This is a genomic window from Phycisphaerae bacterium, from assembly GCA_024102815.1.
In the GTDB taxonomy this organism is placed as follows: Bacteria; Planctomycetota; Phycisphaerae; order UBA1845; family UBA1845; genus JAGFJJ01.
This window is the reverse complement of sequence record JAGFJJ010000016.1, coordinates 1-23434: the sequence shown is the minus strand read 5'-3', so window position 1 is coordinate 23434 and position 23434 is coordinate 1. Positions and strand designations below refer to the sequence as shown.

Sequence of the window (23434 nt, the reverse complement as noted above, 5' to 3'; positions counted from 1 at the left end):
CGCGATTCTTCAGCGCACCTGGTCGAGACGTTGCGCCAGCAGGGACGCGTATTGTTGGAGGCAAGGATGCTGCCCGACGAAGGACCGCTGACCGAGACGCAGGTGCTCGACGTGCTTACCGCCGTGAAGGACTACATCGCCCGGCACGGCATTACCTACGCGGAGATCGCCCGCCAGATCGGCGGCGTAAGGCCCAGTACGATCGGCGAAGTGCTCGCCGGCAAGTACAGCCGCGTCAAGCCCGAGACGCGCGACGGCCACGTGCGTGATCTGAACAACTGGATGGAGGTGGACGCCCGCCGGCGGGCCACGCGCCCCCAGCGCAAGTTCGTGGAGACGGGCGTCGCGGTGAACCTCATCACGCTCGCTGAGCAGGCCGTCTCGGGGCAGTTCATGGCCATCGCCCACGGACCCACCGGCATCGGCAAGACCATGGTCGCCCACGCCATCGTGGACCGCTACCCGGGGGCCATGTATCTGCGCGTCAGCCGGGGCAACACGACGCACATGGCCCTGCGCCGCTTGCTCGCCAAGGAGCTCCACATCAGCGACCCGCGCGGCCTGCGCCGCGATCGCCGGCGGCTGACATTCGACGAGATGGTCTTCAACATCCTCCGCGACAGCGGCCGCCTGCTCGTCGTGGACGAGGCCCACCGCCTGGCGGACAGCGGCCTGGAGTTCCTGCGGGATCTCTACGACGAGTGCCACGTGCCCATCGTGCTGCTGGCCACGAAGGACCTTGTACGGCGACTGGAGGAGGACAAGGACGAGGACCACGGCCAGTTGTTCAGTCGCTTCGCCATGTTCCTGGAGCTCACCCGGGGGGCGGACAAGACGCCGGGCAGCCGCAAGCCCCTGTTCTCCATCGCGGACATCCGCCGCATCTACGAATCGGACAAGGTCCGTCTGCTTCCCGACGGTCAGCGTTACTTGCAGGACGTGGCCAACATGCTCGGCCACGGCTCGCTGCGTCGCTGCGACTGGATCGTCAAGTGGGCCGTGTCGCTGGTTCGACGGCGTGACAATCTCGGCCCCGAGGATCGGGTGAATCTCGACGCGGAAGCGCTGCGCAGTGCGGAGAAGGGGGCCATGCGCGACGACGCCATGACCGCCGACATCGACCATCGCGAGCGCATCCGCACCGCCGTCGCCGGCTGATTCTTCCGCTTCGTGCCTCTTGCTGTTGCCTGTTGCCTATTGCCTATTGCCTGTTGCCTGACATGGAGGTCTTACCTTGCTCTTCGAACTGCTCGTCTCCATCGCCCTGGTGCTCACCGGCATCGGTTTCGTGGTCATCGGCGTGCTGCTGCATCGTCTGCGGCGCAGCCTGCGCTGGTGCGAGGTGCTCAACCCGCTGCTCCAGCCGTGGCCACCGGAGATCGAGACGCGCATCGTCAACCTCGGCCCCCGCGTCGGCAAGGTCGTGCAGTATCGCCACGGCTTCGATTTCACCAAGCTCCTCAAGGACAAGGAGGTGCTGTCGTGACGCAGCTTTCCACGGTTCCCAATTCGTCGAGCAAGCTCCAGCACCAGAAGCTTGTCATGGAAGCGGCCAATAAGGGCTTCGCACTCGGGGAGCTCCGCAAGATGGTCGGTGGCTCGCTGCGGCGGCTGTCGGCACTGGAGTGCAGCGAATGGATCAGGCACTTCGGCGGCGGCGACCTTCCCAACCCGCCGGGCAAGAAGCCCAGGCCCTACGGACGCAAGCGGACGGCCAGCGTGCGCGTGATCACCGCCGACCATGTCGAGCAGATCACACGTTTGGGCCTCACCCACTTCCACAGTCCGGAGCGCTTCGAGAACTGGCTGGAGACGAACTTCAAGGTCCGCAGTCCGGAGCAGTTGCTCACCGCCGCCCGTGCCGGCGAGGTCATTCACGTGCTCTTCACCATGCACCAACGCGCCCGCTCGACGGGCGGCGCCCACAAGACCACCCCGCGGCCACGGAAGCCGCGCTCATCCTCTTCGAAAGGAGTCGCCTCGTGAGGTCCCGTGCTATTGCCTGTTGCCTATTGCCTGTTGCCTTCCTCTATTGCCTATTGCCCATTGCCCATTGCCTCGGCGGGTCTCCGCCGGTCACCATGCAGTGCACCGTCGATCTGCCCACCGCCGTCGCCCCCGCGCCCGCGCCGCCGGAGATCCACCGCGACGGATCACTGTACGGCGCGGATCCCGTGCGGTTGCTGTACGCCCTGCTGATTCTCGACGAGAGCAGTCGCCTCCAGGACCAGGCCATCGTCGAGCAGTTGCGGGATCTTCGCGGCTTCACCCACGTGGCGTTGGTGACGCTCTCGTGGCAGGACCGTCCGCTGGCCGTGTACGACCCCCTCGTGCGTGAGGCGGCGGCGACGCTGCAATCGCAAGGCATTCACGTCGTCTGGGGGCGCTGGCTTTGGGTCGCCTGGTCGGACGGGCTCGCTCCCGGCGTACAGGTTCCTCCGCCGCTGGCCCAGTTCCATGCCGCGTTCTACGCCGAGGCCATTGAGCACCTCCGCCGAGAGGCCGAAGCGCTCGGCGCGACCGCCACGCTGCTCGACGTCGAGACCTACGGCCGTTGCGCCCAGAAGGCCTTGCAGAAACTGGAACTCACCGAGGGGGATCGCGCCGTGATCGGCGGCGCCGTGGATGCGGCCGTGCGTCGCGTCGGCGCCGTGGACGTCGTGCTGCCCACGAGTTCCTCGCGTGCGACGCACTACGCCTGGCCGCTGGGCAAGCTCGGCTTGCTCCGCGCCGACAACAAGACCTATTACACGCCGCGCGGCGACGGCAGGGTCGTGGCCAATCCGCCGGCGGGTTTCGTGCAACGTCTCGACCTGTGGGGAAGCAACGTCGGCCTCGGCCGTTCCGTGGACGTGGCCGGCACGTTTGCCAAGCTCACCGTCGACCAGGCGAAGGCCATCGATCTTGAGACGATTCGTGAGCGTTGGCCGGAGTGCCGTGGGTTCTGGGTCTACGCCGACCACGACATCCTCGCCGACGTGCTCCGGCAGTGGAAGGAGGCCTCTCCGTGAGCGAAGCCCCCGATCCCATTGACGACCCCGAGGGCTACGCGCTTTGGTGCGAGATGCACGCATGTCGAACCTGCGAGGGTTCGGGCGAGGTTTTTTGTTCCGACGAGGATGAGGGCATCGACGGCATGCGGGACTGCTACGCGTGTGGTGGATCAGGGATTGATCCAGCCTCCAGAATGCCCGACTACGACGAGGATGACGAATGAACTCTGACCATGCTTCGTTCCTCGACACGATCCTGCAATCGTGGGGCCTTTCCTCGTTCCGCCCCCTTCAGCGCGAGGCGTTGGAGGCGGTGATCGGAGTACGCGATCTCCTATGCGTCATGCCCACGGGCTCAGGTAAGTCGCTCGTCTACCAGGCGTCGGGACCATTCATCGGCCCCACCTTGGTCATCTCTCCGCTGATCGCCCTCATGAACGATCAGGTCCAGGCACTGAATGCCAGGCACGGAGGCACGGAGGCACGAAGGCACGAAGCAGATTCTCCTGTTGCCTGTTGGCCGTTGCCTGTTGCCTCCGCCATCACCTCGCAGTTACATCCCCGCCAGATCGATGCGATCTACACCGACTGGAAGAGCGGCGATCTCGATCTTCTGTACGTTGCCCCCGAGCGGGCCATGACCCCGGAGTTTCTCGCCGCGCTTACCATGCGACCGCCGGTTCACGTCGTCGTGGACGAGGCCCATTGCGTTTCGCAGTGGGGTCACGACTTCAGGCCGAGTTACCGTCGCCTGGGCGAGCTCCGCAAGGTCTTTCCCCGGGCGCAGGTCAGCGCCTTCACCGCCACGGCCACGGCCGCCGTCCGCGAGGACATCATTGCGACGCTCGGCCTGCGCGATCCGGTCGTGCTCGTCGGCGACTTCGTCCGCCGCAACCTGCACCTGCACGTGCAGCAGCGCATCGGCTCCGGCGACGCGCAACTGCTTGAGCTCCTTTCATCATCCCCTTCGTGCCTTCGTGCCTCCGTGCCTTCGTGCCTTCCCGCCCTGGTCTACTGTACGACCAGGGCGGAAACCGTCCGCATCGCCGCCGACCTGGTGGCGCGTGGGTACCGGGCGGCCGCGTACCACGGCGACATGCCCGACGAGCAGCGTAACGACGTGCATCGATCGTTCATGGCCGGCGAGTTGGACGTGGTCGTGGCGACGATCGCCTTCGGCATGGGCATCGACAAGTCCGACGTCCGCCAGGTCGTGCACATGTCCATGCCCAGCAGTCTGTCGCTCTATCACCAGGAGATCGGCCGCGCCGGCCGCGACGGTCAGCCCTCGCAGTGCGTGTTGCTCTACGACGAGGACGACTACTTCGTCTGGCTGGAGCGCATGCACCTGGAGGAGATCGAACACCAAGTCAACGACGATCCGGAACGTGAGGACTTCCGCGAGTTGGCCCCGGAGCTCGACGTCTACCGTTTGTTCGAGCTCCGCGCCGTGGAAGACTACTGCATCGACTCCTGGCACTGCCGTCACGAGCTCATCGACGAGTACTTCCGTGCAGCGCCGACGGGGTCGGTGAGGACGACGCACTTCCCCTGCCTCACCGCGTGCGACAATTGCCTGAATGATCGCACCGTCTCCGCTATCCCCACGACGCCCGAGGCAGTGGCCCGCGCCGAGGCGCAGATCGACGAGCAGGACCATTTTCCTGACCCCGCGAAAATGGTCGCCGAGGAGGCCCGATCGTGAACTTCCCCCACGAAACCAAGTACTTGCGCTTCGAGGAAGTGCCGCCGCAGAAGGGGCGGAAGACTCTCGTGATCGTCGTCCGCAACATCCGATCCGGCGTCTCGCTTGGCACCATTTCCTGGTACGGCTCCTGGCGGAGCTATGTCTTCTTCCCCGGGGCTCAAACGGTCTTCTCTTCCGACTGCCTCGCCGACATCCAGGCCTGCATCACCGCCCTCATGGCCGAGCGCAAGGAGTCCCGCTGATGCCCCGCATGATCCAGTGCCCGGAGTGCCCGAAGGACGCGGAGATGAAGAAGCACTGGGCGCGTGGACTTTGCCGCAATTGCTACCAGAGGACACATCGAACACCTACGATCCATTGCCCCGAGTGCCAGCCAGATGCGCCGCTCAAGGTGAATGCCGGGAAAGGCCTATGTCCCATGCACTACAAGCGGCAATTGCGTGCATCATGGGACGACGGCCGAAAAGATGCCAGGCGAAAAGCAGACCGAGTATGCAGGGCACGCAGGGCCCACCAGAGGTCTGCTCGCCAGAGGATTGACCGACGCATCAAAGGAGGCCTTCCTTTTTCGCGATTAAAAGGTCACCTCCATCCCCGCTTCGCCGGCGGATCGCTGGTCGAGTGTTCGTTTCCAGGTTGCCAAAATCTTGCTGGGTACCGCACCCCGTATGCAAAGCGCAACGCGAAGTTCGGCCATTTTTGCAAGGACCACCACTACCGCCAACTCAAGGAGGACTCCCATGCCCCGCTTCGATCACTTGCTGGCTAGCTGTCTCAAGCATCATGCCGAGGTCGTGCGTTACGCCAATGGCGTGCGTACGTCGCTCCAGCGTCACCGCCGCGCCGCGTACCGTTTCGCCCGCGACCTGATCGAGATTCAGCAACACCACTACAACGACTTCGTGCGCTGGGTGCTCACCGAAGGCGTCGATCTCGATGGTTGGATGGACAAGTACTTCGACCCCATTGAGCAGCTTGGCGGGGACCGCCGGTCTTTGCTCAGCGCCGTCCAGAACGGCATGAGTGAGAAGGAATACGTCAAGCTCGGGGTGTTCGCCGTCGCCGGATCACGGAAGAAGGCGCCTAGCATTGCTCGCGTGGACATTGACGCCGAGCAGCCATCTACAGTCCCCGATGAAACGCCCGAGCAACGCGCCGAGCGATTCCAAACGCTCTACGAAGCGGCCCGCACGGAGATCCGTCAAATCCGCAAGGATTTCAATGAGCTCAAGACGGAAGTGGAGATCTGGCGCAAGACGGCTGAGAAGGTCCAGCGCAAGAAAGTCGGCTGATGCTCGATAGCTCCTTCAACTTCCTCGGCCTGGTGCTCACCGCCTCGCGCGACGGCGATCGCGTTGTGGGCTCGGTAGCGTTTCCCTACGCCACCTACGCCCGTGACCGCGTGCCCATCGACTACCGCTCTATGAGGCCAGGCACAGAGCAGACCTCTTCGCCGTTGCCTACTGCCTATTGCCAATTGCCTTCTCCTCACTCCGCCCGCGAGTCCTTTCGCGTGCAGTGCGTCAAACGCTTCAACGACCTCCGCAGCACCGACTCCACCCTCTCCCAGCGCGAGGCCGCGCGGCGTGTGGTCGAGTCCACCAGCGAGCGTGTCTCCATCCGCTCGATCATGCTCTGGGCCGAGCGCTTCCACACGGAAGGCGAGGCGTCGTTGCGGGACGGCTACGTCGCCGCCCCACGGGCCGTAGCGAGTTTCACCGCCGCCGAAGCGGAATCCGCGGTCAAGCTTCTCGCCTGGTGGTGCTTCCGCATCGGCAACGTCGAGACAATCTGCACCACAGTGATGCACAGTGGTGTACGCGTACTCCGCCAGGGCTTCCAGCTTGCCGACCTCCTCGCCGCCGTCGATTGCTACTACGCCTGGCCGTGCGACCGTCAGCGTTATCCGTTCAAGTCCTTCGCCCGCTGGGCGAAGCACGACGTGCAGACCTGGCTCTTGCGTGCCGCCGACCAAGCCGACTACCGCCGCCAGTCCGCCGCCCTCCGTGAGAGCGAGACTCCTCTCCGTCCTCCTGCCTCTGCTTCGTGCCACAGCAGTCCCGGCTTGCCGGGTGGCTCTGTGCTTTCGTGCCCTCCTCAACCCAAGGCCCGCAAGCGTGACGCCGCTCACCGCGGCACCCGCCGCGCCATCGCCGCCATGGCCACTCCCGTTGATCCTCCCTCCGCAGCCCCTTCGTGCCTTCGTGCCTCCGTGGCTCCGTCGCTTCTTCCGAACGCCGCCCGCCTGCTACGCTCCATCGGGGCGGATAATGCCGCGCGTCAGGTGTTGGCTTCCGTGCCCATCGATGGTCCGCCGGCCCTGGCTGGGAACCGCGACCCGCAGACGGTGGCGGAGTCATTGGGCTTGCTGGACGATGGGATGCGTCGTATGTTGATCGGCGTCGGCCAGGGTGACCGCGAGGCCGAGAAGCAGGCCGTGGCCACGTTGCCCCTCTGGTGGGAGTCGCTTCCGAAGACTCTTCGAGATCGTCTCGACGTCGCCGCGAAGGAGTGGCTGGACGACAATCCGAAGTGGCGTCGCGCGGCGGCAGCAGCGCGGATGGAGCACGAGCTCGACCTGCTCGTGCGCAAGCGCAAGGTCGCCCTCCTCCGCCCGCACCTGCGTCCCGCCCGCTCCGGCATCCAGCGCCTCGGCGTCGCCCTGCGGTTGTCCGGGTAGTTTGCTCCGTTCCCTTGCAGACCCGGCTTGCCGGGCATGGCCTCGTGGCTGCTGTTAAGATAGCTGTTAAGATGGACTTCGATGAACGGCGGTTCGACCCATCCTCGAAGCACTTGGCAAGCCCGGCAATCTGGCGAATCTATCCTCCGACACTTCCACATATCGCCTGCCGCTGCAATTCTATTCACCAATTCTGTCGGACCGCTTGTCGGAGCGTCGGAGCGGCCACGCTCCCATTTCTCTTATAAACCCGCAATTCACCGCAACTTGCAGCGCTCCGACAAGAGCGCAAAACCAAGCGCAACTGGCCGGAACCGTCTTGCGTGCGCAAAACCTCCCCGCCCCCTCAATTCGCTCGCAACTCGCGTTATTTCAACGACTTAGACGCGTTTCCGCGTCGATTCCGATTTGCGCAAAACCTAGGTATCTCTCAGACTGACATTCAAATGAGCGTTCTTTGCGCCCGTTTTCGGACATAATTCGCTCCCTCCTTCTTGAATGGACTGTGCCGCCCCTGCCACGGTTAGGCGTGCATCCGGGCCCATCGGGGAAATCGGCAGTGAATACGGGATCCCCCTGCAATGGAAACGGGTACCGCGACGGCGAATCGGAAACGCGGTCCCTCTACAGGTAATAACGCGCATGGGCGCTCAGTCGAATGCGCAATTCGAGTGAGCGCGCCCGGAAGTGGCACGAAGACACAACGTGGAATGAGGCGGTCGATGCCGGGCTACGGCGGACGGTCGGGACGCCTGAAATGGTAGCCCTTGGAGCCGATGGCCCGAGCCAAGGGACTGCGGGGGTCCTCGCCGGCGCGGAGGGAAGCGAGGACGCGGGCGAAGTCGTACTGCGGTGTCCAGCCTAACTCGCGGCGGGCGAGAGCGTTGTCGTAAACGCGGTCGATGCACGGAAACATCCGCCAGCCGCGGCGGGCGAATTCGGATTCGTAGTCGGGAATGCGGCGGCGAAGGACGGCCGGGGCGTCCGTGTTGAGTTCGGCGACGTCGCTGGGCTCGAAGGGCGTGGTGGCGGAGATGATGTAGCGTCCGAAGCCGATGGACGAAGCGAGTTCGAGAGCGCGGAGGTGGGCAGAGACGACGTCGGCGATGTCGGCGCGGCGGTAGAGGAACTCGACGGCCTTCACGTTTCCGTCGTCGTAGGCGTCACGGACGACGGCGTCATCGTCCTCCTCGGGGAAGAATCGGGAGGTTCGGAGGATGATGCAGGGGAGTTTGTCGTTGCGGGCGGCGAGTTCGCAGAGGTCCTCGGCGGCGCACTTGGTGACGCCGTAGATGTTGCGGGGGGCGGGGGTGAGGGATTCGGTAACCCAGACGGCCGGGGCGCCGCGCGGGGGTCGCAGGGCGCGGCCGAAGGTGCTGGTCGTGCTGGTGAAGATGAAGGATTTGACGCCAGCGCGGACGGATTCTTCGAGCAGGTTGAGGGTGCCGGTGATGTTGGTGTCGACGAAGGCCTGATTCGAGTGTGTGGCGATGTGGGGCTTGTGCAGGGTGGCGGTGTGGATGACGGCGTCGGCGCCATCGATCACTTTCTTGATGAAGTCCCGGTCGACAATCGAACCGACGTGCGTCGTGAAAGGCGAGGGGAGGATGTCGATGCCGACGATGTCGTGGCCGCTGCCCTGGAGGGTGCGGACGAGGGCTTCGCCGAGGTGGCCGGAGGTACCGGTGATGAGGAGGAGCATGGAAAGGAATGATAGGGAGCGAGGCGGGGAGTGGAAGGGGGGAAGTAATGGACTTCCGGCGGACTCCCTTGACCGTACTGGTGTTGGACCCATACATTACCCGAATGAAACTGCCCGCGATTCTCAAGGTCAAGCTGGACGTTCGCTCTAGCACCCTCGAACGTGTAATAGATAGAATCTCAGAGTTCATCGGTGATTGGCGAGACCCCGAGAAGAAGTTGCTGGCAGTAGAGAAGAAATGCGAAGCCGACCTTGTTAGAGCGAGGACCGACATCAAGCTTGAGGAACTTGGAGTAAAACATGATGCTGCACGCGTTAAGCGCGCGCAGCAAAGATGGCTTGCCGAGCTACACCGAAATCAGGACAACATGGAGTCCGTCGCAGAAAAGACACTCCCCCTCCTGAACGACTCGGCTCGACCCGAAGAGGTCGATAGCGACTGGATTGCGAATTTCTTCAAACAAGCTCGCCAATATAGTAACTCTGAAATGCAGCAGTTGTTTGCCTACCTGCTTGCTCAACAATTCAACAATCCTGGTTCGATTGCCCGACGCACCGTGAATGCTGTCGCGTGCTTTGAACCAGCTGACGCCAGTCTGTTTCAACGGCTTGCGGGATTCGTCGTACGCATTGAGAATAGTCCGTTCCCGCTGATTTTTCGTAGAACAAGCTACTACAAAGAACGGGGCCTAACGTTTGAGCACTGCCTCCACCTCGCGAGCCTAGGCCTGATATCCACGAACGATTCCGGCTATTCTCAGACGCTCACTCTGCCGACGCAGCCAGAAGGATGGTTTCTGAACTTGCAGTATCAAGAGCGTCGGTTTCGGCTTTTGTTTTCTGAGCGAGCGGAGCGAATTGATATCGGGCGAGTCCTTCTGACGGATGTCGGCAGGCAGATATACGCGATTGCTGAGCCAAGTGCAGTGCGGGATTTCCCCGACTTCTTGACCACCAGATTTGGAGAATGCGGTCTCCAACTTGATGAGATTCTCTCACCGATAAGTAGTGACAGCAATATGCAAGCTGGAGGTCGAATCGGCGACCAAGGCTTCTGATCTCGATCCCTTCAAGGCCGAGCCGCTCCGCCGGTCCTAGTCTAGGCCACCAAATCGAGGAGTTCGTCGAGGGAGCGGATCATGTGGTCGGCGCGGGCGCGGCCGATGTCGTGGGTGCGGCTGTCGCGGCAAAGCCAGACGGTTGTGAGGCCGAGGGGTGCGGCGCCGCCGACGTCGGCGTGGAGGGAATCGCCGACGTGGAGGATGCGCTTGGGGTCGGACGTGAGCAAGTGGAGAGCGTCGAGTTCCGGCGGAAGAGCATGGCGGCGCTCACCTTCGGCGAGCTTGGCCATGGCACCCGCGCCCGGTTTCTCCGAAGGAGCATGGCGGCGCTCACCTTCGGCGAGCTTGGCCATGGCACCCGATTGAGCGGGTCCGCGCGGGCTGAAGCCACACGGCTCGCCAGGAAGTTTGCCATAGTCACACACGGCCGACGAGGCTCCGCTTACCGCTCGGGCGGCGTGGCGGAAGATCTCGGCGTGGGGTTTGTAGCTGCGGGCCATTTCCGAAGTCATCACGCAGGTGAAGCGGAGCTTGTGACGCTCGATGGCGACGAGCAGCGGTTCGGTATCGGCGTTGGAGACGCAGCAGGTGGGGAGCGGAACGCGTCGGAGGAACTCGAGGGCGTCGCTGTAGATGGGCGGATTGGCCCAATAGCGCTCCAGCTCTTCCACGTAGGCCGGGGCGTCGATGCGGAGATCGAAGTCACCGACGGCCTGGGTCAGGCTGAGGCAGACGCATTCGTGGAGGGTGCGAAAGTTCGGCCCGTTGCTGGCGTCGAGGGCGGCGAAGAAATGCTCGCCCCAGCGGACGGCGAAGGTGGGCGGGGAAAGAGGGAGCTCGAAGTCCTGAACGACGCGGGTGCAGACGGACTCGACGGCCTCGCGGTCGCCGGAGGAGACGGTGCCGTAGAAGTCGACGAAAATGAGGTCGAAGCGGGACATCGAGACATGGTAGCAAGAAGTAGGGACGAAGCCACGAAGGGAGAAGAGTTCAGAGCTTTTCGAGGTGGCGGACGAAGTCGGCGATGACGTCTTCGGGGGTGGAAGCGCCGGCCGTGACGCCGGCGACGCGTTTGCCGTCGATCATGTGCGGCTCGAGCTGTTCGTAGGTCTCGACATGGTAGGTCTCGCAGCCGGCCTCTCGGCAGAGGCGGGCCATCTCGCGGGTGTTGGCGGAGTTGAGTCCACCGAGCACGAACATCACGTCGACCTCGCGGGCGAGGGTGACGGCGGCTTCCTGGCGGCGGGTGACCTCCAGGCAGAGCGTGTTGACGATTTTCACTTCCTTGTAGGGGCGCTTGAGGATCTCGGCGATCATCTGGGCGACGTGCTCGGGCGAATGCGTGGTCTGGGCGACGATGCCGAGTCGTTCCTTGTAGGGGAGTGCCTCTTCGAGATCGCTGCCGTGGTCGATAACGGTGACGTTGGGGGCGTAGCCGATGACGCCACGGACCTCGGGGTGATTGGGGTCCCCGATCATCACCACGTGATAGCCTTCCTCGTGGAGCTGGCGGACGACGTTCTGGGCGCGCTTCACGAGAACGCAGGTGGCGTCGACGATGCTCAGGCCGCGCTGTCGCGCTTTTTCAAACGTCTCCGGGGGAGCGCCGTGGGAGCGGATGAGGACAGCCTTGTCGCCGTCGACGGTTTCGAGATCGCCGGACTGGTTGAGCCCTTGGCGCTCGAGTTTTTCGACGACCTGACGATTGTGGATGACAGGTCCGAGGGCGACGATCCTGCCGGGGCCGTGGTTGGTCACGGCGGCCTCGGCGATTTCGATGGCGTCCTCGACGCCGAAGCAGAATCCACGAGCGGTGGCGATTTTGACGATCATCGTGTCTTCTGTTGCCGAAACCTGGTTGATCGAAAAGGCAACGAAGCCGGCGTCGCGAATGCGGCGCGCACGTCCGTTACCGGCCCTTCCCGTATCCAGTGATCTTAGTCGACGAGGAAAATCCCGCCAATCCCGTCTCCGAACGACGACCCTGCTCCGGTTCACCGCGATCAGCCATTTTCGGACTCTGCCCTGGAGTACGTTTGCACGCGAAACGGCGGTCTTATCCGGGCGCGACGGGGGTCCGATGAGATAGGTGGATATCAGTCATGCGCCAAAGGACTCCGCGCGAGCGGGGAGTCCCTCGGCCAGCGAGCAAAGGATAGGCACATGGAAATGTCGGACCTGGTCTGCCGGTACGGACTTGAGCACGCGGGACTCACGAACCTGGGAAGCATCTACTGGAACCGCTCGACGCCGGCGCTGTATGAGAGCGCCATCCGCCAGGGCGAGGCGCAGATCGGGCACCTCGGCCCGCTCGTGGTGCGGATGGGACAGCACACGGGACGGTCGGCCAACGACAAGTACGTGGTCGATGACCCGCAGACGGGCAAGGACATCTGGTGGGGCAAGATCAACGTGAAGTTCGCGCAGGACCGCTTTGACAACCTGCACAAGCGGATGTGCAGCTACCTGCGGGGCAAGAAGGTGTTCGTCCAGGATTGCTTCGCGGGCGCGGACGAGCGCTATCGGCTGCCGGTGCGGATCATCACGGAGTTCGCCTGGCACAGCCTGTTTGCGCGAAACATGTTCATCCAGCCGGAGCAGGACGCGGAGAAGATTCGCGGATTTATGCCGGAATTCACGGTCATCCAGTGCCCGAACTTCCACGCCGATCCGGACGTGGACAAGACGCGCAGCGGAACCTTCGTAGCGCTGAGCTTTACGCGGAAGATGATACTGATCGGGGGGACGGCCTACGCCGGAGAGATCAAGAAGTCCGTATTCACGCTGCTGAACTACATCCTGCCGGCGAAGGGCGTGCTGCCCATGCACTGCTCGGCGAACGTCGCCAAGGACGACCCGGAGGACGTGGCGATCTTCTTCGGACTGTCGGGCACGGGAAAGACGACGTTGTCGGCCGACCCGAATCGACTGCTCATCGGTGACGACGAACACGCCTGGTCGGACAACGGCGTTTTTAACTTCGAAGGCGGCTGCTATGCGAAGGTGATCAACCTCTCGAAGGACGCGGAGCCGGAGATCTTCGCGTGCACGAGACGATTCGGCACGATTCTCGAAAACGTGGGAATGGACCCGGCCTGCCGGCGTGTTGATCTCACTGATTCGACGTTTACGGAGAACACGCGGGCGTCGTATCCGCTTACGCACATTCCGAACATCGTGACATCCGGGAAGGCCGGACATCCCCGGGCGGTGATCATGCTTACGGCCGATGCCTTCGGCGTGCTGCCGCCGATCGCCAAGCTCACGCCCGAGCAGGCGATGTACCACTTCATCAGCGGATACACGGCCAAGGTCGCGGGGACCGAGGCAGGCGTGAAGGAACCGACGGCGACGTTCAGCGCGTGCTTTGGAGCGCCGTTCCTGCCGCGGCATCCGGCGGCCTACGCGGAGTTATTGGCAAAGAAACTGCGGCAGCACGACACGGACTGCTGGCTGGTGAATACCGGCTGGACGGGGGGACCCTATGGCACAGGTTCGCGGATGAAGATCGAGGTGACGCGCACGCTGATCAACGCGGCGCTGAACGGATCGCTGGTCTCGGCACCGATGGAGCCGGATGCGCTGTTCGGGTTCATGGTGCCGAAGAAGGTGGCGGGCATTACGGGGAACGTGCTCAATCCGCGGTCGACGTGGAAGGACGCGAAGGCCTACGACGAGCAGGCCAAGAAGCTGGCGGGCATGTTCCAGAAGAACTTCGAGCAATACAAGGACGGCGTGTCGCGCGAGGTGGCCGAAGCCGGTCCGCGGACGGCGCCCATGCAGGCGGTGGGCGTTTGAGAACGAAAGCGAGGCACGAAGGCACAGAGCGGAGCGACAGGATCTGTGTCCGGCCGACTGTTGCTGGAAGGGCGACTTGAAGCCGGACGCTGGCTCACGCGAGGAACGATGAGGACGGACAATAATCCGTTGGATTTCCGCGTCGCGGAGCTTGGTCCGCGGCGCGTGGCTTCGCCCTACCGGACGCCGCGTTACGTGAGCGACGGCGCACGGACGCTGCTGCGCCACACCGTTACGGGCGAGGACGAAGGGAGCACGGAGGCATCGCAGGATGGCGGCGACATCGGCTTCGAGCTGGCCGGTCCGCGCGAGCAGGTCTACTTCGACCCGAGTAAGACGCGTTGCGGGATCGTGACGTGCGGAGGGCTCTGCCCGGGGCTCAACGATGTAATCCGGGCGATCGTGCTCCAGCTCCACGAGCACTACGGCGTGGAGCTGATCTACGGATTCCGGTACGGGTTCGAGGGGCTGGTCGCGCGGTACGGGCACCGGCCGATCATGCTCGACCCGGAGACCGTCGCCCATATTCACCAACGCGGGGGCACGATTCTGTCGTCGTCGCGCGGGCCCCAGGAGCCGGCGGAAATGGTCGATGCGCTGGAGCGGCTGAATCTCCAGATGCTCTTCTGCATCGGCGGAGACGGGACGTTCCGTGGCGCGGATGCTCTGTGCCGGGAGATCGAACGGCGGGGACTCAAGATCGCCGTCGTGTCGGTTCCCAAAACGATTGATAACGACATCCCGTTCACGACGCGGACCTTCGGATTCGAAACCGCGTTCTCGGAGGCATCGCTGGCCATCCGCGCGGCGCACGTCGAGGCGACGGGAGCACTGAACGGCGTGGGGCTGGTCAAGCTCATGGGACGGCACGCGGGTTTCATCGCGGCCCATGCGGCGCTTGCCAGCCGGGACGCGGACTTCGTGCTGGTTCCCGAGGTGGAATTCGAACTGGCGGGAAGCAACGGACTCTTCTCGCATCTCGCCCGCCAACTGAAGAAGCGCCGGCACGCCGTGGTGGTCGTGGCGGAGGGCGCGGGGCAGCGGCTGTTCGAGTCCGATACGGATCGCGACGCGGCACGCGACCCTTCGGGCAATATCAAACTCAAGGATATCGGCACGTATCTTCGCGATCGTATCGGCGAGTATCTCCGCCTCATGAGCATTCCGCACACGCTCAAGTACATCGATCCCAGCTATCTGATTCGATCGGCGCCGGCAACGCCGAGCGATTCGCTGTTCGCGGGGATCCTTGGTCAAATGGCGGCGCACGCGGCGATGGCGGGCAAGACGGGGATGTTTGTCGGACACTGGAATGATCAGTTCACCCACGTGCCCATCTCCGCGGCGGTCGCCAACAGCAAGCGCCTCGATCCGACAGGCCACCTGTGGCAGAGCGTCGTGGAATGTACGGGACAGCCGACGTCGATGATCAACAGCGGCAATGTAGAAGAAGATTCCGTCTGCGACTGGACGGCGGCGGGGCTCGAAGGAGCGATCGTATAGGCACGGGCGTGGCGTTCGGGTCGGAACGAGGGCAAGGCCAAGCGAATGAATACACAGCAAATCACCAAGTCGGCACTGCTCGACCGGGACGAACGCCTGGGCCTGGACGTCGAATCGCTCAGGGGATCGATTCTCAGTCATCTTCGCTTCACGCAGGCGAAAGTCCCCGGGCACGCGACCGAACGGGATGTATTCGTGGCGGTAGCGATGGCCGTCCGCGACCGCCTGATCGACCGCTGGATCGCCACGCGGCGGGCCTACTACGAGCGGGCTGATACAAAGCGCGTCTACTACCTTTCGCTCGAGTTTCTCATCGGCCGGACGCTTGGTAACAGTCTCGTCAACCTGCAACTGTATGATGAGCTCTATCAGGCGCTGTTCGAACTGGGCTACGACCTGGAACAGATTCGCGAGCTGGAGGAAGAGGCTGGGCTGGGTAACGGCGGGCTCGGGCGGCTTGCGGCCTGTTTCCTGGACTCGATGGCGACTTTGGAACTTCCCGCATACGGCTACGGACTGCGTTACGAACAAGGCATGTTCACGCAGCGCATCCGCGACGGACGGCAGGTGGAAGAGCCGGACGACTGGCTGCGCTCAGGGAGCCCGTGGGAGATCGCCAGGCCGGAAGACGTGATACGGATTCAATACTATGGGCGATCGGAATCGTACCGGGACCTCGAAGGACAATTGCGATTCCGTTGGGTGGATACGGCGGACGTGCTGGCGCTGCCGTACGACGTGCCGGTGCCGGGCTATCGCAACAACACGGTGAATACGCTGCGTCTCTTTGCGGCGCGTGCAACCAACGAATTCGACCTGAACTACTTCAACCATGGTGATTACCTTCGTGCCTGCCAGGACAAGTCGCAGGCGGAGAACATCACCAAGGTGCTGTATCCCAAGGACGACTTCGCACAGGGGCAGGAGCTGCGGCTCAAGCAGGAATACCTGCTGGTCTCGGCATCGCTTCAGGAGATCCTGCAACGGTTCCGGTCTCAGCACGAGGAATGGGCGGAACTGCCCGAGCGGGCCGCGATCCAACTCAACGACACCCACCCGGCACTGGCGATTCCGGAGGCCATGCGCCTGCTGATGGACTTTCACGGATTGGGCTGGGAACAGGCGTGGGACATCACGACGCGCGTTTTCGCGTACACGAATCATACCGTGCTGCCGGAAGCGCTGGAGACCTGGCCCGTGGCGCTGATGGAACGCCTGCTGCCGCGGCACATGCAGGTCATTTACGAAATCAACCGCCGCTTCCTGGACGACGTTCGATGTGCATTTCCCCACGACCCGGCGGCGGTCGAACGCATGTCGCTGATTCAGGAAGAGCCCCAGCGGCGGGTGCGGATGGCCAACCTGGCGATCGTGGGAAGTCACTCGGTCAACGGCGTCTCGGCGCTGCATTCGCGGATTCTGGTCGAACGGCTTTTCCGCGACTTCGACGCCCTTTATCCGGCCAAGTTCAACAACAAGACCAACGGCATTACGCCGCGGCGTTGGCTCAAGAAGGCGAACGCTCCCCTGGCATACCTGATCAGCGAGGCCATCGGCGATGCGTGGCTTAAGGATCTTGACGAACTGCACCGGCTGATTCCCTTCGCCGGCGACGCCTCCTTCTGCGCCCAGTGGAGGGAGATCAAGCGACTGAACAAGGAGCGGCTGGGAGAATACTTGAAGAAGACGCAGGGGCTGCGAATCAAGCCGGACTGGCTGCTCGATTGCCAGGTGAAACGTATACATGAGTACAAGCGGCAACTGCTGAACATCCTGCATGTCATTACGCTTTTCCAGCGGATTCGCCGGAATCCAGGGGGTGATTTCCTCCCTCGGACCGTCCTGATCGCGGGCAAGGCCGCCCCGGGATATCACCGAGCCAAGCTCATCATTCACCTTGCCAACGCCGTGGGACGAACCATCGAGAACGATCCATTTGTACGCAACAAGCTGCGGGTCGTCTTTCCCGAGAACTACGGCGTTTCCCTCGCGGAAGCGATTATTCCGGCGGCGGAGCTCTCTGAGCAGATTTCGACCGCGGGCATGGAGGCGTCGGGCACGGGGAATATGAAGTTCGCCCTCAACGGCGCGGTGACGATCGGAACGCTCGACGGCGCCAACGTGGAGATCCGCGAGGCGGTGGGCGACAACAACATCTTCACGTTCGGACTGACGGCCGAGGAAGTCGAAGCGGCACGGGCGTCGGGCTACAACCCGTGGCGATATTATCAATCCAATGAAGAACTGCGTCAGGCGTTGCTTACGCTCTGCGATGACACATTCTGTCCGGAAGCGCCGGGGACATTCCAGCCGATCTACGACGCGCTGCTGCACCACGGCGACTACTTCCTCGTTCTGGCGGACTATGAGGCGTACATCCGTTGCCAGAACGAGGTGGAGGAGGCGTATCGCGACGTGGATCGCTGGACGCGGCTGTCGATCCTGAACACGGCCAACATGGGGCGCTTCTCCAGCGACCGAACGATTCAGGAATACGCACGAGACATTTGGCGGGCGAAGCCGGTAAAGGTGAGGCTGGCGAGCGGCAAATGAGTTGCGGGTTGCGCCAATTTCAAGTCCGACCATTGGGCCTGGAGGGATTCGAACCCCCGACCAAGCGATTATGAGTCGCCTGCTCTAACCGCTGAGCTACAGGCCCGCTGTTCCCACCGTTCGCATCGCCAGGATCCAGCGCCGGCTATCCTAGCAGAACATTCGGGAACGGCGAACCGGCTGGTGACATTCGCGCGGGGTGGCTCGGCAAATCGACGAGTTCGATCAGGGGTCCAATCACTGGCGGCAAGATTCTCTCCGACGAACATTCACCGGGTGAGCGATGAAAGCGCGCGGGCATTGTTCAAACGGATGATGAATGACAAGCGTCGCGGGCGGCCGTCAGGGTCACTTCGCGGAAACCGGGACTCAGAATCCGCCCTGCATTTACCGGACTCCACCTGTGCCGGAACGAACATCAGCCGCCCGCATATTTGCGCCAGCACACTTGGGATCTGCCGGCGCGGGATCCGGACGATCTCGGCAACGATAAGACCGGGTCGGTACCATCCAACCCGGTCGCACATCAGTTCCCTTCGCATTGTTGAGAGAGGCCGGCCCTCCGGCGAACTCATCCTGGAGGCGGATCTCGTGGCCGGAACGGTGGGAGCTTGGCCCAAACTCCCGGCTGAGTGACATGGTAGCACAGACGAATGATCAACATTGGGTTGCCCCCTTTCATCAAGCTGCTCCCGACTTCGCCTCCAACGCTTCCTGGCAGGGAACGCATCGCGTGGCGTCGGGAATGATCCTCAGACGCGCCGCGGGGATTCGCTTGCCGCAGTCGGCACAGACTCCCTTCGCCTTCGCAGGCGAATCCCGCAACGCGTCGCGAGCTTCCAAGGCCGGTCCCGCGGCCGCCCGCTTGAGCCAGGGCACATCCGCGCCCCAGGCGATTTCGAGGAGTGAATCACGTCGATTGAACCTCCGCGATCGGCTGGTGGTCATCTGCATCGGCCACCCTTTCCGCGAACGAAACCTGCGGGTCGCTTCAGCCCTCGCGGATTTCCGTCCGCCGTAGGGCGTTCCGCTGGGCGGAGCGCCAATTCGTCTCAATCAGACTGAGCGACTGGACGGGTGTCGTTCGCGCCACCCGTCAGGAGAGGAATGGCAGGAGGCGTGCCGTCGAAACAGCCAATGCGATGTTTATATAAACTATTTATTTATAGTCGCTTACAGATACATCAATGCATGAGGCCGGGTTTAACAGATGGCAATATGCGGTCCGGAAGGGACAAATTTTATCCACTTTGGCTAATCTGAGGCCATCTCGTTCGAGCGGATCCCCGTTACCTTGAATTCGGTCTCGAGGCCGAGCTGTCGGACACGTTGGCGAAGCGTCGCGCGACTGATGCCAAGTTGGCGGGCGGCGGGGGCAAGCCGCCCGGCGTGGCGCTCCAAGGCCGCGCGCACTAACTCGCGATCCAGCACGTCCAGTGCGGTGGCGCGAACGCGCCCCTCAAACGAGGGCCCGGCGATGAGCCGGTCGGCAAGCTGGCGAAGTGGCAAAGTCTCGAACCCGACCGCTCGTGAGTCTGGGATGGCGTCCTCAGCCGCGGCCGGCGTTCCGGCCCGAATGTGATCCGGCAGGAATTCGGGCAAGAGGATCGTCCCCCGGGCAACGACCAGTGCAGACTTTATCGCGTTCTCCAGCTCGCGGACGTTGCCCGGCCAAGGGTAGCGCAAGAGCAACGGGAGGGTATCTGGGGCGAAACTGCGGATCTCCGTGCCGAGCAGGGCGTTGTAGCGGCGCACGAAGTAGTGGGCAAGAAGCACAACGTCCACTTCCCGCTCGCGCAAAGGGGGAACCTCGACGCTGGCGACGCGGAATCTGTAGTAGAGATCGCGACGGAAGCGCTGCTCCCGGATCATGGTCTCGAGCGGCTGGTGCGTCGCGGAGATGATGCGAACGTCGCAGTTCTGCGTCTGAGAGGAACCCAGGCGCTGAAAACTCCCGTCCTGGAGTACACGGAGAAGTTTGGCCTGGGTCGGCAGCGGGATGTCGCCGACCTCATCCAGGAAGAGCGTCCCGCCGTCGCATTGCTCAAACTTGCCGAGACGGCGCGACGTGGCGCCGGTAAAGGCGCCTTTTTCGTGTCCGAACAGTTCACTTTCCAGAAGCGTCTCCGGGATGGCGGCGCAGTTGACGGCCAGGTAAGGATGATCGCGGCGGGGACTGTGATGAAGGATGGCCCGGGCGACAAGCTCCTTTCCGGTCCCGCTCTCACCGGTAATGAGCACGTTGATATCGCGGGGAGCGATGAGGGCGACGAGCTTGTAGAGCTCGGTCATGGCGGGTGACTGCCCGATGATGCGTTCGACGCGAGAATCCCGGTGGGTCTCGTCGCGCTCCGCGGGGAGCTCGATCGCCCGACTGATACGCAGCGCATCGCGGATCTGGCGGGCAAGTGAGGCAACGGTCGTCGGGCGGACGAGAAAGTCGAGTGCGCCCTGCTTGATGGCCTCGATGGTGGTATCACTGGAAGAGGGCTCGTCGATGAGCAGGACCCCAACCGTCGGCCAGTCGCTTCGCACGCTCGGGAAAGTCTCATAATCGCAGAGGACTATCTCGGATGGTCGCTCGCCGGACGCGGCGGGAGGGGAAACGGCCTCGTAGCTCGCAGCATGAAGAGCGTGAACGTTCTCAGCACCACAGGCCTCCTCAACGAGCTTGCGGAGGCGGGTGTCACCGCCGATCAACATGACGCGATCGATCATCGGGAGATTCTCAACGTCGAATTTTCCGTCGAAGCTTGCCCCTGCATCATAGCCGCACAGGGGTTCGTCACACTTCCGCGCTGCCCGATGCCGCTGCACGAGATTCCAGATGCAGCGTTCGCCAGTACCGAAACGAGATGACCACCAGGGTGATTACCGTGATCGGAATAACAAACCACAGCATTGCTTCCCGGAAGCCGGTCAGGGCGGCACTGGAAGTCGCGTCCAGGGTCAGATAGATGACGTAGAGGACGTAATAAGCGAGGAAGAGAACGCCCTCCCAGCGGCCGATGCGGTAACCGGTAAAGAAGATGGGCAGGCAGGCCGCGTTCACCGCAATCATCACGGGAATATCGAAGGTGAGGGCCTTTTCGGATACCTGGATGCCCTGCCCCCCGACGGCCGCGGTCACGCCGAGCACGCAAAGAACGTTGAATATGTTGCTTCCGACGATGTTGCCGACAGCGATGTCGCGCTCGCCGCGGAGGGCGGCCACGACGGAGGTCACCACCTCGGGCAACGATGTGCCAACAGCCACGATCGTGAGACCGATGACCAGTTGGCTGATGCCCATCCACGTGGCGATGGCGACGGCACCGGCGACAATCAGCGCCGCACCCCAGACCAACAAAGCCAGACCGACGGCGACGAGAGCGAGATTGACGGGCACAGCCAGCGTGTTCGGCAAGCCCGCGGGCGCGGGAGCCACCATCTCGGCCGCGAAAAGGGCAGCCTGCTCCCGGCGACTCGCACGGATGGACCATATGACGTAGAGCAGCAGTCCGATGACCAGAATGGCGCCGTCGATGCGATCGAGCTTGCGGTCAAGGGCCATGAGCAGCATCAGGACGGAAACACCGATCATCACCCAGACATCAAAACGGACCAGTTGGCGCGAGACCATCAACGGGGTCAAGGCCGCGGAGAGTCCGAGGATCAGAAGGACGTTCAGGATGTTGCTGCCGACGACATTACCGACGGCGATGTCGGCTTGGCCGGTCAGGGCGGAACGGACACTGACCGCAAGTTCCGGGGCACTCGTGCCGAACGCCACCACGGTCAGTCCGATGACGAGGGAGGAGACGCCGAAGAGGCCGGCGAGGCGAGCCGCCCCCCGGACGAGCAATTCTCCGCCGAAGGCAAGCAGTGCGAACCCGCCAACCAGATTTAGGACGACCACGATATCCATCGAAACCCGAAGCGGCGTTAAAGGCGTTTCACGGTCGCAACCGCGCTGCGGACCGGTCGGTGGAGTCTATGCATGGCGCAGGCGGCGACAAGGACACGGAGGGCGGGCGGCACGAGGCATGTCCGGTTGACTCGGCCTGCAACGGTCCGTACGATCGCCCCGCACGCGATTTGCGTGGCCGTGCCTCCGCCACAGGGGGACGTCCGCGGAAAGCGTACGCTCCGGCAGCCGTTGGTCGGGGCTCGCCGGGTCTGGGAGTGCTCGCGGTGACCACGAACGCCACGGGAATCGAATTCGGTCTGCTGCATCTGATCGGGCGGGACCGCGTGGGCATTCTTCAGGAAGCGGCCGAGTTCGTCGTGAAACGCGGCGCAGCCATTCGAGAGGGCATTGCACATACGCTGAGCACCGAAGCGGTGGTCCTGCTCTACGTCATGGGGACACCGCGGCAGCTCGAACTGGTGGAGAAGGATGCACCAAAGCTGGGCGAGTCCCTCCAGTTGCTGGCCCTGTTCACCCGGATTCGGGAACTCGAGCCGCGCAATCTGGCGGAGTCGCTGCCCCTGACGCTTCGGGTTTCCTCCCCGGACTTCGACGGCCTGCTCACGGCAATGACCTCGTTCTTCACGAGGCACGGCTTGTCCATCGTGGCGCACCACGCGCACAAGGCGGAACTTCCGCGGCCGGCGGGGTTGGTTACGTATCGACACCGCTTTACCGTCATGATTCCGCACGAATTCAATCGCAAGAACTTCCTGGCTGAGCTGGATCAACTCGCGGAGCAGGTGAACTTCATCCGCGACGATATCAGCCACTCTGATTTCTATTGACGGCGCCGCCGCCGAGGCCCAGGATTGTACACACCCCTGCGATGACAGGCAGGCGAGTCATGGATTGGGGAGGAGGCGCCTCATGGCACTTTCCGGGGTTCTGGCACACGAATTGCCGATGCAGATGGAGTGATCCCGGTGTCACGGGAGGCCGCTGCCGGTGTGCGCACCGAGGACCTTCGGGTTTGCTGGTGCATGGAACGCGGTCAGTGCCGGGGCGCGTGGCATTGACCAATCCTCGCGGCGAGTCGAATCACTGTTTCGAGAGTCGCCCAAAACGCGGAGATGAAGGATGCGTAGCTATCTGCGACGAGCATTGATGACTGTCGGCCTGCTGGTCTGCCTAAGCACAACCGCCTGCGATATCGGTGTGCAGTTCCGGGACGCTATTGTCGACGGCATCGCGTCCTATCTGGGCACAACCACTACCGAAATCCTCAACGATCTCTATCCGGGACCCAGCGGGAACTAGGACTGGGCGCTGCTTGGACCTTCCACGGCCGTAGAGGGGGCTGGCGTGCCGGTTCGCCGGCCCGCATCGGGGATGCTCCGCATACCCGTCGCGGTTTTACCTTAGCCGCCATATTTCATGAGTTGTCGAATGAGACGGGCTGATTCGTTGTGGTCGGGCGTGCGAGCGGGCCGGGGACACACCGCCCCCTTTCCCCCGTGCTGATTTCGATTGTCGGTTACGGATGG

Annotated in this window: 21 protein-coding genes and 1 tRNA gene; 15 read left to right on the top strand and 7 right to left on the bottom strand. The window is 63.1% G+C overall.

Annotation, left to right across the window (positions count from 1 at the left end):
• Positions 1–66 precede the first annotated feature (66 nt).
• The 9 genes from J5J06_05465 (at position 67) to J5J06_05425 (ending at position 7381) form a co-directional block, all read left to right on the top strand.
• Entirely contained in the window at positions 67–1158 is a 1092-nt protein-coding gene (locus J5J06_05465) for an AAA family ATPase (protein ID MCO6436516.1), read from the top strand.
• Between the two features lie 76 nt (positions 1159–1234).
• Positions 1235–1486: a hypothetical protein gene (locus tag J5J06_05460; GenBank protein MCO6436515.1), complete on the top strand. Its 252-nt coding sequence runs from the start codon at positions 1235–1237 to the stop codon at positions 1484–1486.
• Positions 1483–1986, top strand: a complete 504-nt coding sequence (locus J5J06_05455; GenBank protein MCO6436514.1) for a hypothetical protein — start codon at positions 1483–1485, stop codon at positions 1984–1986. Before J5J06_05460 ends, J5J06_05455 begins: the two co-directional genes overlap by 4 nt.
• Positions 1983–3011, top strand: coding sequence for a hypothetical protein (locus J5J06_05450; protein ID MCO6436513.1), 1029 nt, complete (start codon positions 1983–1985; stop codon positions 3009–3011). The genes J5J06_05455 and J5J06_05450 overlap by 4 nt, the downstream gene beginning before the upstream one ends.
• On the top strand, positions 3008–3217 hold the full coding sequence (locus J5J06_05445) for a hypothetical protein (protein ID MCO6436512.1): 210 nt from the start codon (positions 3008–3010) through the stop codon (positions 3215–3217). Before J5J06_05450 ends, J5J06_05445 begins: the two co-directional genes overlap by 4 nt.
• Complete coding sequence (locus tag J5J06_05440; GenBank protein MCO6436511.1) at positions 3214–4698, top strand: ATP-dependent DNA helicase RecQ; 1485 nt, start codon at positions 3214–3216, stop codon at positions 4696–4698. The genes J5J06_05445 and J5J06_05440 overlap by 4 nt, the downstream gene beginning before the upstream one ends.
• Positions 4695–4943, top strand: coding sequence for a hypothetical protein (locus J5J06_05435; GenBank protein MCO6436510.1), 249 nt, complete (start codon positions 4695–4697; stop codon positions 4941–4943). The genes J5J06_05440 and J5J06_05435 overlap by 4 nt, the downstream gene beginning before the upstream one ends.
• A 498-nt stretch (positions 4944–5441) precedes the next feature.
• A complete protein-coding gene (locus J5J06_05430; protein MCO6436509.1) occupies positions 5442–5993 on the top strand; it encodes a hypothetical protein in 552 nt (183 codons plus the stop codon).
• Positions 5993–7381, top strand: coding sequence for a hypothetical protein (locus J5J06_05425; GenBank protein ID MCO6436508.1), 1389 nt, complete (start codon positions 5993–5995; stop codon positions 7379–7381). The genes J5J06_05430 and J5J06_05425 overlap by 1 nt, the downstream gene beginning before the upstream one ends.
• 730 nt (positions 7382–8111) lie before the next feature.
• Here J5J06_05425 and J5J06_05420 read toward each other — a convergent pair.
• A complete protein-coding gene (locus tag J5J06_05420; GenBank protein MCO6436507.1) occupies positions 8112–9083 on the bottom strand; it encodes an NAD(P)-dependent oxidoreductase in 972 nt (323 codons plus the stop codon).
• A 68-nt stretch (positions 9084–9151) separates the two neighbouring features.
• Between J5J06_05420 and J5J06_05415 the strand changes: the two genes are divergently transcribed.
• Positions 9152–10141, top strand: coding sequence for a DUF2806 domain-containing protein (locus tag J5J06_05415; protein ID MCO6436506.1), 990 nt, complete (start codon positions 9152–9154; stop codon positions 10139–10141).
• A 41-nt stretch (positions 10142–10182) separates the two neighbouring features.
• Here the strand turns inward: J5J06_05415 and J5J06_05410 are convergent, their stop codons facing one another.
• Complete coding sequence (locus J5J06_05410) at positions 10183–11085, bottom strand: HAD family hydrolase (protein ID MCO6436505.1); 903 nt, start codon at positions 11083–11085, stop codon at positions 10183–10185.
• Positions 11086–11134: 49 nt separating this feature from the next.
• A complete protein-coding gene (gene ispH / locus J5J06_05405; protein ID MCO6436504.1) occupies positions 11135–11977 on the bottom strand; it encodes a 4-hydroxy-3-methylbut-2-enyl diphosphate reductase in 843 nt (280 codons plus the stop codon).
• Between the two features lie 330 nt (positions 11978–12307).
• On the opposite strand from ispH, the gene J5J06_05400 reads away from it, so the two are divergent.
• From J5J06_05400 to J5J06_05390, 3 genes are all read left to right on the top strand, one after another.
• Positions 12308–13942, top strand: coding sequence for a phosphoenolpyruvate carboxykinase (locus tag J5J06_05400; GenBank protein ID MCO6436503.1), 1635 nt, complete (start codon positions 12308–12310; stop codon positions 13940–13942).
• A 108-nt stretch (positions 13943–14050) separates the two neighbouring features.
• On the top strand, positions 14051–15445 hold the full coding sequence (locus J5J06_05395; GenBank protein MCO6436502.1) for an ATP-dependent 6-phosphofructokinase: 1395 nt from the start codon (positions 14051–14053) through the stop codon (positions 15443–15445).
• 45 nt (positions 15446–15490) lie between these two features.
• Positions 15491–17998: a glycogen/starch/alpha-glucan phosphorylase gene (locus J5J06_05390; GenBank protein MCO6436501.1), complete on the top strand. Its 2508-nt coding sequence runs from the start codon at positions 15491–15493 to the stop codon at positions 17996–17998.
• A 33-nt stretch (positions 17999–18031) separates the two neighbouring features.
• Here the strand turns inward: J5J06_05390 and J5J06_05385 are convergent.
• From J5J06_05385 to J5J06_05370, 4 genes are all read right to left on the bottom strand, one after another.
• Positions 18032–18104 (bottom strand) — tRNA-Ile (locus J5J06_05385).
• A 575-nt stretch (positions 18105–18679) separates the two neighbouring features.
• Positions 18680–18946, bottom strand: coding sequence for a TraR/DksA C4-type zinc finger protein (locus J5J06_05380; protein MCO6436500.1), 267 nt, complete (start codon positions 18944–18946; stop codon positions 18680–18682).
• 306 nt (positions 18947–19252) lie between these two features.
• Positions 19253–20716 carry a sigma-54-dependent Fis family transcriptional regulator gene (locus J5J06_05375; protein MCO6436499.1) on the bottom strand — a complete coding sequence of 488 codons (1464 nt, stop codon included), beginning with the start codon at positions 20714–20716 and terminating at the stop codon, positions 19253–19255.
• Positions 20717–20783: 67 nt separating this feature from the next.
• Entirely contained in the window at positions 20784–21905 is a 1122-nt protein-coding gene (locus tag J5J06_05370) for a calcium/sodium antiporter (GenBank protein MCO6436498.1), read from the bottom strand.
• Between the two features lie 266 nt (positions 21906–22171).
• On the opposite strand from J5J06_05370, the gene J5J06_05365 reads away from it, so the two are divergent.
• Entirely contained in the window at positions 22172–22735 is a 564-nt protein-coding gene (locus J5J06_05365; protein MCO6436497.1) for a hypothetical protein, read from the top strand.
• 292 nt (positions 22736–23027) lie between these two features.
• The gene (locus J5J06_05360) at positions 23028–23207 is read left to right on the top strand and encodes a hypothetical protein (GenBank protein MCO6436496.1); all 180 of its coding nucleotides are present in this window, start codon (positions 23028–23030) and stop codon (positions 23205–23207) included.
• Positions 23208–23434 lie beyond the last annotated feature (227 nt).

Bases quoted from the DNA above. Each gene is read 5' to 3' on its own strand.
- J5J06_05465 (MCO6436516.1), top strand. From the start codon at position 67: ATGCTGCCCGACGAAGGACCGCTGACCGAGACGCAGGTGCTCGACGTG.
- J5J06_05440 (MCO6436511.1), top strand. From the start codon at position 3,214: ATGAACTCTGACCATGCTTCGTTCCTCGACACGATCCTGCAATCGTGG.
- J5J06_05430 (MCO6436509.1), top strand. From the start codon at position 5,442: ATGCCCCGCTTCGATCACTTGCTGGCTAGCTGTCTCAAGCATCATGCC.
- J5J06_05425 (MCO6436508.1), top strand. From the start codon at position 5,993: ATGCTCGATAGCTCCTTCAACTTCCTCGGCCTGGTGCTCACCGCCTCG.
- J5J06_05420 (MCO6436507.1), bottom strand. From the start codon at position 9,083: ATGCTCCTCCTCATCACCGGTACCTCCGGCCACCTCGGCGAAGCCCTC.
- J5J06_05410 (MCO6436505.1), bottom strand. From the start codon at position 11,085: ATGTCCCGCTTCGACCTCATTTTCGTCGACTTCTACGGCACCGTCTCC.
- ispH (MCO6436504.1), bottom strand. From the start codon at position 11,977: ATGATCGTCAAAATCGCCACCGCTCGTGGATTCTGCTTCGGCGTCGAG.
- J5J06_05400 (MCO6436503.1), top strand. From the start codon at position 12,308: ATGGAAATGTCGGACCTGGTCTGCCGGTACGGACTTGAGCACGCGGGA.
- J5J06_05395 (MCO6436502.1), top strand. From the start codon at position 14,051: ATGAGGACGGACAATAATCCGTTGGATTTCCGCGTCGCGGAGCTTGGT.
- J5J06_05390 (MCO6436501.1), top strand. From the start codon at position 15,491: ATGAATACACAGCAAATCACCAAGTCGGCACTGCTCGACCGGGACGAA.
- J5J06_05380 (MCO6436500.1), bottom strand. From the start codon at position 18,946: ATGACCACCAGCCGATCGCGGAGGTTCAATCGACGTGATTCACTCCTC.
- J5J06_05375 (MCO6436499.1), bottom strand. From the start codon at position 20,716: ATGATCGATCGCGTCATGTTGATCGGCGGTGACACCCGCCTCCGCAAG.
- J5J06_05370 (MCO6436498.1), bottom strand. From the start codon at position 21,905: ATGGATATCGTGGTCGTCCTAAATCTGGTTGGCGGGTTCGCACTGCTT.
- J5J06_05360 (MCO6436496.1), top strand. From the start codon at position 23,028: ATGCGTAGCTATCTGCGACGAGCATTGATGACTGTCGGCCTGCTGGTC.